Source organism: Thermostichus sp. MS-CIW-40 (assembly GCF_054058315.1).
The window spans coordinates 1-11,370 of record NZ_JBSSAC010000066.1; the positions used below are offsets into that span (position 1 = coordinate 1).

Sequence of the window (11,370 nt, forward strand, 5' to 3'; positions counted from 1 at the left end):
GGATACCGCCATTCTGTTTGGAAACAAACAGAATGCTATCGCTGCATAGTTGAACAGTGATGTTCAGCAGTGTTCAGCGTAAATGTATCAGACACCCCACCTGAGCAGCGCATCCTCGGCCTAGATCCAGGTCTGGGAACCATGGGTTTTGGTTGCATTCTGGCGGGATCTGCGGGGTTGAAACCTGTGGATTATGGGGTGATCAGCACCCCCAGCCAACACTCGATGCCGGAGCGGCTGCAAACGCTGCACGAGGATTTGAGCCAGTTGCTGCGCCAACTGCGCCCGCATCAGGTGGGGCTGGAAAAACTTTTTTTCTACAAAATGGGCAATACCATTGCCATCGCCCAAGCCCGTGGCGTGATCCTGCTCACCTTGGCCCAGCATCATCTGTTGCCGGTGGAGTTTACGCCCGCCCAAGTCAAGCAAAGTTTGACAGGCTACGGGCGCGCCGACAAGCAGGCTGTACAAGCTGCCGTGGCCCGGGAACTCAACCTGCCCAGCTTGCCCCGCCCGGATGATGCCGCCGATGCCTTGGCGATTGCCATCACAGTCTGGCACCACCGCTTCTCTTGAGGGATCCCCTCCCTGTCAATCCCCTACCTTTAGCAGAGATAAAGATTGGCCAATAAAGATGGGCTAGACTCAGTACAGCGAGAAGCACAAGCCCTATGCCTTCTTCTTCCGTGGATGTTCGCGAGCTACCGCTGTTTCCCTTGCCGGAGGTGGTGCTGTTTCCGGGCCGACCTCTGCCGCTGCACATTTTCGAGTACCGCTACCGCATGATGATCAACACCATTCTGGAGACGGATCGCCGCTTTGGGGTGCTGATGTTCAATCCCCAGACGGGATCCCCAGTGCGGGTGGGCTGTTGTGCTGAGGTGTTGCAGGTGCAGCGATTGCCGGATGACCGCATGGACATTTTGACCTTGGGGCAGCAGCGCTTCCGCGTCTTGGATTACGTGCGGGAAAAACCCTTCCGGGTGGGGCTGGTGGAATGGATTGAGGATGAGCCGACCACCCCTTCCGATGACCTGCAAAGCTGGGTGCGCCAGGTTACCACTCTCCTTCAAGATGTGGTGCGTCTCTCGGGCAAGCTAATGGAGCGGGATGCACAGTTGCCGGAGCAGCTCCCCACCACCCCCATAGAACTGTCCTACTGGGTGGCTAGCCACTTCCATGGGGCCCCCCAAGAGCAGCAAGCTCTGCTGGAAATGGTCAGTACCGAAAGGCGGCTGCGCCGGGAAGCCGAAATTCTCGAGTCCACCCGCAAGCACTTGGCCGCCCGCACGGCCCTCAAGGATCTGTTCACGGAAATTTCCTGAGGTTCCTGTCAGGTCTGCTCCCATCTGTTCTGGTGGCTCTTGTGGACCTTTCCAGAGAGTGCCCTTTGCCTTGCTCGACCAGGCAGAGCAGAATGCTTCCCCCGGAAAGTTGGGTATTTCTTGAGGATCCCTTCCCCGTTTTTCATGGCCTACGCTCGCCGCTACTTGCGCTTTCCCTCTCAGATCTTGGGCCGGGAAATGGAGATGCTCCACTTTGGGCATCACGGCTACCCGCTGATCTGTCTGCCCACCAGCAACGGGCGTTTTTTTGACGTGGAAGATCGCGGCATTATTGCCAGCCTCAGCCATCATCTGGAGCAGGGCTATTTGCAGGCTTTTTGCGTGGAAACCCTAGATTGGGAGACTTTGTTCAACCGCCAGCTGGACTTGCCCCAACGTCGGGATCGTTGGCTGTTGTTGGAGCAGCACTGGGTAGAAGAGCTGATCCCCTACGCCAAGGCCGAGGCGCAAAATGAGTTTCTGGTGGTGGCTGGGTTTTCCCTGGGAGCTACCCATGCTGTCAACCTCACCTGTCGGCATCCCGGCCTAGTGCGCCGTTGTTTGGCTCTGGGGGGGCCCTACGATGTGGCCGCTCTCGGCTCTGTCACCGGCTGGGATCCCCAACGGGCAGAGCAGGAGCTGTATTTCATCAACCCGCTGGCCTATATGTCCAACATGAGCCGGCAACTCTGGGATCACTTGGGCGGGCGCAACACCGAGCTGAAGTTGCTCACCGCTCGCCGCGACCACTGCCTCAGCGACAATCTGCGCCTGGCAGAAGTGCTCAGCCGCAACGACATCCCCCATCAACTGGAGGTATGGGAGGGGGATCACGACTGGCCCACTTGGCAAGCGCAAATCCGCGCCTTCGCGTAGGATCCCTTGCAGGGAATAGCTTTTGAGAGAGCTTTGATGATTGAAGACTATTGGGTTGGCAGCCTGCACTTCAGCGAGCCTTTTGGGGACGATACTCTGGCCCGCCTCAACGCACTTCCCCCTGTTCAAGCTCGCAACGGCCAAACTTACAAGATCCGGGCCGAACATGTCACCATTCACGAGGTGAACCTGGATTACCGCACCAAGTATCGCCTGATCCTGGATCGTTTCAGCTACCTTTACCCCCAAGCCATCGGCCTGTTCATGGGCTTTGCCTTTCGGGGGGTTTACCTCATCAACAACCCGTTTAGCTTTTATTACTACCTGCGCAACAAAGATGCTGCCTACATGGTGGTCAAAGAGCTGGGGATCTCCATCCCCAAAACTTACATTCTGCCCCCTAAAGAAGCCCCTGCATTGAAAGCAGAAGATTTTAAGTATCATAAGTTTTTCGATTGGCAGGGGATGGCAGAAGACCTAGGCTGGCCAATTGTGATTAAGCCGGCGGAGGGGCGAGAGGCCATTGGAGTAGAAATAGCCCACAACATGGAGCAGCTCCTCTATTTTTACGACCGCTCTGGATCTCAGGTGATGATGATCCAAGAGAAGGTCAAAACCCCTTACCCTTGGCAGATTCGCGCCCTCTGCATTGGCCGAAAGATCATTCCGATCAAGTATATCTTTCGCAAGTTCGATGCCAGCGAATATCTGTTTGATCCAGAATTTCTTACCCCGGAAATGGGCCAGAAAGTCATCAATACCTGTCGGATTATCAATCGAGTTTTGGGCTATGAAATGAACTCGGTGGAGCTATTCATCGACGAGCAGGGAGAGCTGCAGGCCATCGACTTTAACAATCCGGTGCCCGATGGGCGGCTCAAGGCTTTGGGAGAGATCTTCTACAACGATTACCAGCAGGCCCTTTGCGATTTGGTCTTGGACATCGTGCGGGAACAGCGTCCTTTCGACTTCCTGCCCCCAGATATCAACCGCTTTGCCCACATTGCCCGACGGGCCGATCTCACCCGCGAGCAGAAGTTTCAGATGGCTCTGGATTTGGCCAACCGTTACTACGAGCCCAGGGATCCCGATTAAAATCAAACCAGAACCCAAAAGTGTGGTTTTCCGCCGGAGAAGTTGTGGACGGGCAAAGGAGCAGCAGCGTGGTTTCCGACCCCGTTTCAGGGTGGTACGTGATCAAGCAGGCGCAGGGATCCTGCCAGGTGCTGCATTTGGCGGCGGGGGATCCCCTCTTGAGTCGGCAAGAGCATTGGGGGCCTTTTCCCGGCCAAGCTGAGGCAATTGCACGGCGGGTTGGTCTGATCCGAGCAGGCAAATGTCAACCGGCTTGAAATGGCGCTGGTGCCACGATATTCGCGAGATCCCGGCAGTGGCCTGGCACGCTTTGCAAACGGAGCGCACCTCTCCTTTTTTGGAATACGAATGGTTGCACAGCCTAGAGAGCTCAGGTTGTGCCAGCCGCAGGACAGGGTGGCTGCCCTGTCACCTGTTGGTGGAGGCGGACGGCCAGTTGGTTGCTGCTGCCCCCTTGTATTTGAAAAGCCACAGCCAGGGGGAGTTTGTCTTTGACCAAGAATGGGCTGCAGTTGCCGGCCAATTGGGGGAACGCTACTACCCGAAGTTAATCGGCATGGCCCCCTTCACCCCGGCCACGGGCTATCGCATTCTCGTCCATCCCGAGTATTCAGAAGCAGAGGTGTGGCCATTGATGCTGGCAGCCATTGACCGGTTTTGCCAAGAGAAGGATATTTCGGTGTTTAGCTTGCTTTACGTAGATCTGGACTGGCGGACTCAATTGGAGTCGGATGGATTTACGCCCCGGATCACCCACAACTACCAGTGGCACAACCCCGGCTACCGCTCTTACGAAGACTTTTTGAGCCAGTTCAATGCCAACCAGCGGCGCAACATCAAGCGAGAGCGGGCTGCAATGGAAAAAAGCGGCCTAGAACTCAAGATTTACACAGGAGAGGAGATCACGCCCCGCCTGTTGTCTCTCATGTACGACTTTTACAGCAACACCTGCGCCCAATTTTGGAACTGGAGCAAATATCTCAATCGCCGCTTTTTCGAGTCTCTCTATCCCAACTATCGGGAGCGAGTTGTGCTGGTGGCCGGGGAACGGAATGCAGAAATTGTGGGGATGTCTTTTTGTATTCGTAAGGGAGATCGCCTGTTCGGGCGCTACTGGGGTTGTCGGGAGGAGGTGAAGTTTTTGCACTTTAACGTTTGCTACTACGAGCCCATTGCCCTCGCCATCCGAGAAGGGATCCGCAACTTTGATCCCGGCGCAGGGGGATCCCATAAGATTCGACGGGGATTTCCGGCCACGCCTGTGTACAGCTACCACCGCTTCTATAGCCGAAGGCTGCAACAGGTTTTGGTGCCCTACCTGAACCGGGTTAACCCTCTCATGTTGGCCGAGCTGGAGAATGTGAATCAAAACGAGGTTCCTTTTCGAGAAGATGTTTTGCCTTCTCTATCTGCTTTGACCAAGGAGTGAACCACTTCATTGGATGGGGTTTTCAATCCCGTAAGCAGTTGGCCGCTGACATGCTTTTTGCCTTGCTACAGCTTTTTCCGGCAATGCTGACTCCAGCCAACACGACCTGACCTATGGTTATAGTTATTTCGAATTTCGGCGAAACAGCCTAATGGAACATCCGATCCCTTCCGGCCTTCCTGATCCCGTTAAACCTGGGGATCTCTTGGCGTTGGAGGTCACGGCCCTGACCACCCAGGGAGATGGCATTGCCCACACGGTAGGACTTGGACAAGGGCGAGTGGTGTTTGTGTCCCAGGCGGTGCCCGGGGATCAGGTGGTGGCCCAAATAACCGAGATCAAGCGCAACTACTTGGTCGGGAGAATTCGGTCGCTGGTTTCTCCCTCTCCCGAACGGGTGCGACCAGCCTGCATTGTGGCGGACAAATGTGGTGGCTGCCAATGGCAACATGTCAGCTATGCCCAGCAATTGGCCACCAAGCAGCAAATCCTCAGGGATGCACTGGAGCGGATTGGCGGTCTTGCTCTGCCGGAGCCTGTCCCCATTTTGGGATCCCAGCAGCCGCTGCGCTATCGCAACAAGGTCACCTACCCCATGGCCAAACCGGAGGGCCAGCCCTTGCGCATGGGCTACTACCAACGGGGCAGCCACCGCCTGGTGAACCTCAACCAATGCCCCGTGCAAGACGAGCGGCTGGATGTGTTCCTGAGGGAAATCAAGCGGGATCTCCAAGAAACGGGCTGGAGTGTCTACGACGAAAGTCGTCACCAAGGTCATCTCCGCCACTTGGGTTTGCGCATCGGTCGCCGTACCCGCGAGGTGCTCCTGACCTTGGTCAGTTGCAGTCGTCGCCTGCCCCATCTGGAAAGCTGGGCCGAACGCTGGATGCAGCGCTACCCTGACCTGGTGGGGGTCTGTCTCAATCTCAACTCGGCCCGCACCAATGCCATCTTCGGCCCGGAGACTGAGGTGATTGCCGGTCGGGGGTCTTTGCGGGAGGAATTTGCCGGTTTTTCCCTCTGGATCGACAGCACCTCTTTCTTCCAGGTCAACACAGAGCAAGCAGAAGCCTTTTTTACCTGGATAGCCGACCAACTGAACCTGCGGGGAGAGGAAACCATCCTGGATGCCTACTGTGGCATCGGCACCTTAACCTTGCTGCTGGCGCAACGGGCGAAACGGGCGATGGGGGTGGAAGCTTTGCCGGAAGCGGTGGCCCAAGCCCGCTACAATGCCCAGTTCAACGGTATCGCCTCAGCCCAATTTTTCCAGGGCACGGTGGAACAGCTTTTGCCGACCCTGCCCCCTGCCGACATTGTGGTGCTGGATCCGCCGCGGCGCGGCTGCGACCGCCAAGTGCTCGAGACCCTAAAGCTGCGACGACCACCACGCATCGTCTACATTAGCTGTCACCCTGCCACTTTGGCGCGAGACTTACAGGTCTTATTGGCAGAGGGATCCTATCGCCTTACCCAATGGCGGGCGGCTGACTTCTTTCCCCAAACCGGGCATGTAGAGGGGGTGGCCTTTTTGGAGCGAGTTTGAAGAGTACGCACCCTGACCAAAAGGCGCGGCAAGCCCCGTCCTTCAGGGCGGGGAAGGATAGCGCCGACCGTAGCCGACGCCCTTTAAAAACGCAGTGCCGGCCATGTGAATATCGTTGTCATCACGCATAGGTCAAGAATACGATTGAGCGGTGCAACGACTTCAAGCCTTCAAGTACGAATTGCTGCCCAACAGCCAGCAGGAACGGCAGATGCTCCTGGGAAGAACGTCCGCGCCAAGTTGGGTACGAGTTCCGTCGCCAGCTGGAGTACGAGCTGGCCTGGAAAGGTGGCAGGCTCATTGTCGTGCCGCCGCAGAACCCGAGCCGCACCTGTCCATGTTGCGGCCATGTTTCATCAGACAACCGCCAGACCCAAGCCTGGTTCGAGTGCGTGGCGTGCGGCTATGAGAATAACGCCGATCGCGACAGCGGGCCGGAGGCCTTTCGCGGCAGCGGGCCGGAGGCCTTTCTGGTCGGTGCCATCAACATCCTTGCTCGCGGGATACAGCTGTTGCGAGACGAAGGGCAGGACACGGCCGACGCTGCGGTCGGGATGCGGGTGGGTGAACCACCCGTGTCAGCCCGGATGGCCTGTGGATCGAACTGCACGGGCGGTCGGAAGCAGGAACCCGCCGAGACGACTGCGCAAGGAGCCATCCATGCGTAGCGTGGTAGGAATCTCCGGCCTTCAGGCCGGGGAGGATGTCAATTTCCCAGTTTCACCCTCCTCTCTGGCTCAGCTTGGAGCCAATGGCCTCATCGGCAAACCCTTCAACGCCGCCACCCTGGCTGCGGACATCTGTGCTCTGCTGGGCTGGGATCCCTGACTCAACCCTGAACCCGCCCCAAAGACCCCTGGGATCCCACCGATATCCGCCAAATCGCGTAGAAGAAACGTACAAATTGCCTACGCAAATCCTCGATGTTTCTCTGTACTTCCACTGATCTCGAGGCTATGATAGGGGCATGAACGTTAGAAATACGGAGGAAACACAGATGCAAGTCAGTGAAGATCTAACCCTGGACTACCGTACTTACCGCGTAGCAGCCCTATTGAGCGAGAGCTTCTCTTTGGGAGCACTGCTGGGAGTATCCCTCAAGTGGCAGAACGATGTCTCCTCCGTGAATGAGCCGCGGCCCAGGGCTTCCCATCTTTCCCTGCAGGACATCGAGCAGCGCTACCTCACCTCTTGGCAAAGATAGTCTTCTCCCTTCAAAAACCATCTCTCAAACAGAACCAGCCATGAATACAAGTCTTGACTCTGTTACTCTGCCCTCCAGCATCCAAGAAATCGTGGAGCAGGTGTTCCGCAGCAGCTTCCTCAGCTTGGGCCAAGAGCATGACTCTAGTCAATAATAAGCTCAACTATACTGAAAATAATGTATAATATGTTCAGTACGGATTACTACCAGTTGATCTTTCTGTTTACTTTCGAGTCTGCCAACATGGTAGCCAAAGCAAAGCAGAAAATTGGTAGTAAGACGACACGGAAACTGCGCTTTGGGTATTCTACTCAAAGCTTTGCGGGATACCGCCATTCTGGTTGGAAACAAACAGAATGCTATCGCTGCATAGTTGAACAGTGATGTTCAGCAGTGTTCAGCGTAAATGTATCAGAACCGCATCAATGAGCTGCTCTTTCAGCGGCGCTACTCTGAGGCTGACCTGGAACTGTTGGACTGCCTAAGCTTGGCGTTGCTGAACCATCAAATTGAGACGGAAAAACGTTCTGCGGCAAAAGCTGCCTGACCCCCAAAACGCATCAAGTTCCTCCAAAGCAAAAGGGGATCCCAGCTGGATCCCCTTATTTGTCCAATCTGAGTCCAGTGACCTAGCTGATCTCCAAGGAAAACCCTGGAAGCGCCCCGGCAAGCATTCCAGAGTTCTTGCAGGATGTGGGGACTAGACCGCAACGGTCTTCTTCACCTGAGCCGCCAAAGCTCCAGAAGCATACTTGGCTGCCATCTCATCCAAGGTAACCACCGGAACTTTGGTGCCATGGCCAGCACAGCCGAAGGCAATGTAGCGCTCAGCACAGACTTTTTGCATTTCCTTGATGGAAGGCTTGAGGAAGTGGCGGGGATCAAACTCTTTCGGATTCTCGGCCAGGGCTCGACGCACGGCAGCCGTGATGGCCAGGCGGTTGTCGGTGTCGATGTTCACTTTGCGCACCCCATTTTGGATGCCCCGCTGAATTTCTTCCAGCGGCACACCGTAGGTCTCGGGAATGGAGCCGCCGTATTCGTTGATGATGTCGATCAGCTCCTTGGGCACCGAGGAGGAACCGTGCATCACCAGGTGCGTGTTGGGCAGGCGGCGGTGGATCTCAGCAATGCGCTCCATGTCGAGGATGTCACCAGTGGGCTTCCGGGAGAACTTGTAGGCGCCGTGGCTGGTACCAATGGCTACGGCCAGCGCATCCACCTGAGTTCGCTCCACAAAGTCCACCGCTTGGTCGGGGTCGGTGAGGAGTTGGTCATGGCTGAGCGCCTCTTCCGCGCCGTGGCCATCTTCCGCTTCCCCACGACCCGTTTCCAGGGATCCCAGGCAGCCCAGTTCCCCTTCCACACTCACCCCGATTGCATGAGCCACTTTCACCACCTCGGAGGTAACGGCCACGTTGTACTCGTAGCTGGCCGGGGTCTTGGCATCTTCCTTGAGGGATCCATCCATCATGACGCTGGTGAAGCCGTTGCGGATGGCGGAATAGCAGGTAGCCGGGCTATTGCCGTGGTCTTGGTGCATGGCGACGGGGATGTGGGGGTAGGTCTCCACTGCCGCCAGGATCAGGTGCCGCAGAAAGTTCTCGCCCGCATACTTGCGTGCCCCTCGAGAGGCTTGCAGGATAACGGGGCTGTTGGTTTCATGGGCTGCCTGCATGATTGCTTGGATCTGCTCCATGTTGTTGACGTTGAAGGCAGGAATGCCGTAGCCATGTTCGGCGGCATGATCCAGCAGCGTCCGCATTGCAACGAGAGCCATCGGTTACCTCCTGAGGTGCTGACCTAGTGCGTATGAGATTTGCTTACCGTTGATCTTAAGATACTTTTTACGTTTTGGCGGATAAGCCGCCGGGGATCTGCGCATCTTGCCGAGGGATCTTTGCAACCATTGGCCGCAATGCTCGCGCTCGGACGCAACAGGCGCGCCGACATCTTCAGGTACAGTGGGGAGGGGCAAGACTGTTGGGCGCTTGCATCGAGGATGGTTCTGCCCATGCCCGCCTAATTGATCTCTTACCTCAATTGATCTCTTTCAGTTTTGTGTTGTTCGCCCGGAGGAATGGGAACGTGCGTTGCGATCGCTGGCCGGTCTTGGGTGCAAAGCCAACAAGGGCTCTGTCCTGCTGGGGCAAAAGGCTGCGCTGGGTGCGAGGAACCGGTTTGGCAATGGCCTGCTGGGCAGTGGCGGGCCTTCGGTCGGCAGCTTGGGGGATCCCTGGGCAATCTCCGGATCAGGTGGCGGCCTGGGTGAGGGACAATCCTGTGCTGCGGCCCCGTCCGGGTGAAACCCTGAACATCAACCGAGTGGAGCCGGATGGATCCCGTTTTACGTTCTTGGCTTCGGTGGCTCCGCCGGGACGGATCATCAACCCGCTGGATCGGGAGACGATTCGCTCGGAGCGGATGACGTTCTTTCGCCCCCAAGGACTGACGGCAGAAGACCTCTTTCAAGCCATTCGCGACGTTTATGGGCCGGAGATCGCCGCCGATCTGGATCAGGCGGTGGAGGTGATTCGCTACCCGTCCCCAGAAGCTCTGGCAAGCAGTCCGGGCTATACCTTGGCCCTTGCCATCCAAGGGGTGGTGCTGCGGGGAAACCAATTTGTGTACTGGCTGGAGCTGACGCAAAACCCCGATGGCCGTGTACAGCAGGGGCAGGTGTGGGTGTTCCAAGAGGAATGGCTACCCAAGGTGGAAGGGGAGTTGGCGGAACGTTTCCCCTTGCAGGTGATGACCCGTTGAGGGGCCCCCAATCTTTATCCCCGAGGAGAAGGGCGCTCAGGGGCGGAGGGAGTTGCTGACATCCAAAGCCGGCAATTCCACCCGTTCTACCTGGGGCCGAAAGCCCAACCAAGGAGTGGCCAACTGGGCAAATCGCTCTGGATCCCCGCTCACACAGAAACGGTGGGGTTCCTCCTGGGCAGCGGTCGAGGGGCGGCGCAAGCCCCACAAGCTCAATTCGCGGGCCAGGGATCCCACCAGCGCCATCCCTGGATCTACCCGTTTGACCGAGGACGGCAGCAAAGGCTTCAGGATTGGATCCAGCAGGGGGTAGTGAGTACAGCCATAGACAAGAGTATCGATCCCCTGTTGCAACAGCGGTTGCAGGTAGCGTTCAGCCGCCTGTCGCAGAGCAGGGCTATCCAGCCATCCGGCTTCAATGAGAGGGACGAACTCAGGGCAGGCCTGCTCCCAACAGTAAACGGGGTACGGAAAACGTTTGGGATCCAGAGCGCTGTACTCTTGAATGGCTCTTGAGTAAGCGCGACTCTTGACCGTGGCCACCGTGGCGAGCACCCCAATACGGGATCCTTGGGCCAGTGCTGCCTGGGCGCCGGGTAGGATCAACCCCAGAACGGGCAGGGCAAACTCCTGCCGCACCTGTTCTAGGGCCAAGGCCGAGCTGGTATTGCAGGCCATCACCACCAGCTTCACCGGCTGCGCCTGCATCCACGTCAGAATTTGCCGCACAAAGGCCAGGATCTCCTCTGGCGAGCGTTCCCCATAGGGCAACCGCGCTGTGTCGCCGAAGTAGATGAGCCGTTCGTGGGGGAGCCGACGGCGCAAAGCTCGCCAAACCGTCAGCCCGCCCAAGCCGCTGTCAAACACCCCAATTGGCCAACTGGGATCCGGATCCGATCCCCACTCCCACCGCATGCTCCATTCTCCTCAACACCTTGGCCTAAGCTGCTGTATCCTACCCTGCTTTCGAGAATCTCGGCGACAGATTCCCTGCCTTCCCTCTGAGATCAACTGGGCCAACTGGATCGTCAATTCGATCAGCTAGAAATCGCAGGAGCCCCGCACTGTACCCGTAGGGTCAGTGCCGGGAGGAATGCGCTTTGATGAAGTACAATGAACTTATGAGCCAAGT

General features: G+C 57.2%; 13 protein-coding genes and 2 pseudogenes. 13 read left to right on the plus strand and 2 right to left on the minus strand.

Annotation, left to right across the window (positions count from 1 at the left end; translation table 11 throughout):
• Window positions 1-69 precede the first annotated feature (69 nt).
• From ruvC to ACVWXF_RS13555, 12 genes and pseudogenes are all read left to right on the plus strand, one after another.
• Window positions 70-576 (plus strand): crossover junction endodeoxyribonuclease RuvC, encoded by a 507-nt coding sequence (gene ruvC / locus ACVWXF_RS13500; protein WP_011432146.1) that lies wholly within the window; start codon window positions 70-72, stop codon window positions 574-576.
• A gap of 95 nt (window positions 577-671) precedes the next feature.
• The gene (locus tag ACVWXF_RS13505) at window positions 672-1,325 is read left to right on the plus strand and encodes an LON peptidase substrate-binding domain-containing protein (RefSeq protein WP_011432147.1); all 654 of its coding nucleotides are present in this window, start codon (window positions 672-674) and stop codon (window positions 1,323-1,325) included.
• Window positions 1,326-1,445: 120 nt separating this feature from the next.
• On the plus strand, window positions 1,446-2,201 hold the full coding sequence (locus tag ACVWXF_RS13510; RefSeq protein WP_414407402.1) for an alpha/beta hydrolase-fold protein: 756 nt from the start codon (window positions 1,446-1,448) through the stop codon (window positions 2,199-2,201).
• A 36-nt stretch (window positions 2,202-2,237) separates the two neighbouring features.
• The gene (locus tag ACVWXF_RS13515; RefSeq protein ID WP_414350608.1) at window positions 2,238-3,296 is read left to right on the plus strand and encodes an ATP-grasp domain-containing protein; all 1,059 of its coding nucleotides are present in this window, start codon (window positions 2,238-2,240) and stop codon (window positions 3,294-3,296) included.
• Between the two features lie 68 nt (window positions 3,297-3,364).
• On the plus strand, window positions 3,365-3,553 hold the full coding sequence (locus tag ACVWXF_RS13520; protein WP_414329284.1) for a hypothetical protein: 189 nt from the start codon (window positions 3,365-3,367) through the stop codon (window positions 3,551-3,553).
• Window positions 3,538-4,725 carry a GNAT family N-acetyltransferase gene (locus ACVWXF_RS13525; RefSeq protein ID WP_457474648.1) on the plus strand — a complete coding sequence of 396 codons (1,188 nt, stop codon included), beginning with the start codon at window positions 3,538-3,540 and terminating at the stop codon, window positions 4,723-4,725. Before ACVWXF_RS13520 ends, ACVWXF_RS13525 begins: the two co-directional genes overlap by 16 nt.
• A gap of 151 nt (window positions 4,726-4,876) precedes the next feature.
• Window positions 4,877-6,271, plus strand: coding sequence for a 23S rRNA (uracil(1939)-C(5))-methyltransferase RlmD (rlmD, locus tag ACVWXF_RS13530; protein WP_457474649.1), 1,395 nt, complete (start codon window positions 4,877-4,879; stop codon window positions 6,269-6,271).
• A 168-nt stretch (window positions 6,272-6,439) separates the two neighbouring features.
• Window positions 6,440-6,939 (plus strand): annotated as a pseudogene (locus ACVWXF_RS13535) (zinc ribbon domain-containing protein); the annotation flags it as partial.
• The gene (locus ACVWXF_RS13540; protein WP_414426320.1) at window positions 6,932-7,099 is read left to right on the plus strand and encodes a response regulator; all 168 of its coding nucleotides are present in this window, start codon (window positions 6,932-6,934) and stop codon (window positions 7,097-7,099) included. The pseudogene ACVWXF_RS13535 and the gene ACVWXF_RS13540, both read left to right, overlap by 8 nt.
• Before the next feature lie 169 nt (window positions 7,100-7,268).
• Window positions 7,269-7,475, plus strand: coding sequence for a hypothetical protein (locus ACVWXF_RS13545; protein ID WP_457394983.1), 207 nt, complete (start codon window positions 7,269-7,271; stop codon window positions 7,473-7,475).
• A gap of 189 nt (window positions 7,476-7,664) precedes the next feature.
• A pseudogene (locus tag ACVWXF_RS13550) lies at window positions 7,665-7,848 on the plus strand (hypothetical protein); the annotation flags it as partial.
• 33 nt (window positions 7,849-7,881) lie between these two features.
• Window positions 7,882-8,022: a hypothetical protein gene (locus ACVWXF_RS13555; protein WP_457394980.1), complete on the plus strand. Its 141-nt coding sequence runs from the start codon at window positions 7,882-7,884 to the stop codon at window positions 8,020-8,022.
• A 153-nt stretch (window positions 8,023-8,175) separates the two neighbouring features.
• On the opposite strand, the gene fba is transcribed toward ACVWXF_RS13555, so the two are convergent.
• Window positions 8,176-9,255: a class II fructose-bisphosphate aldolase gene (gene fba / locus ACVWXF_RS13560; RefSeq protein ID WP_011432022.1), complete on the minus strand. Its 1,080-nt coding sequence runs from the start codon at window positions 9,253-9,255 to the stop codon at window positions 8,176-8,178.
• 407 nt (window positions 9,256-9,662) lie between these two features.
• On the opposite strand from fba, the gene ACVWXF_RS13565 reads away from it, so the two are divergent.
• Window positions 9,663-10,238: a hypothetical protein gene (locus tag ACVWXF_RS13565; protein ID WP_457474650.1), complete on the plus strand. Its 576-nt coding sequence runs from the start codon at window positions 9,663-9,665 to the stop codon at window positions 10,236-10,238.
• Window positions 10,239-10,274: 36 nt separating this feature from the next.
• Here ACVWXF_RS13565 and murI read toward each other — a convergent pair whose 3' ends face one another.
• Window positions 10,275-11,153: a glutamate racemase gene (gene murI / locus ACVWXF_RS13570; protein ID WP_457386033.1), complete on the minus strand. Its 879-nt coding sequence runs from the start codon at window positions 11,151-11,153 to the stop codon at window positions 10,275-10,277.
• Between the last annotated feature and the right edge of the window lie 217 nt (window positions 11,154-11,370).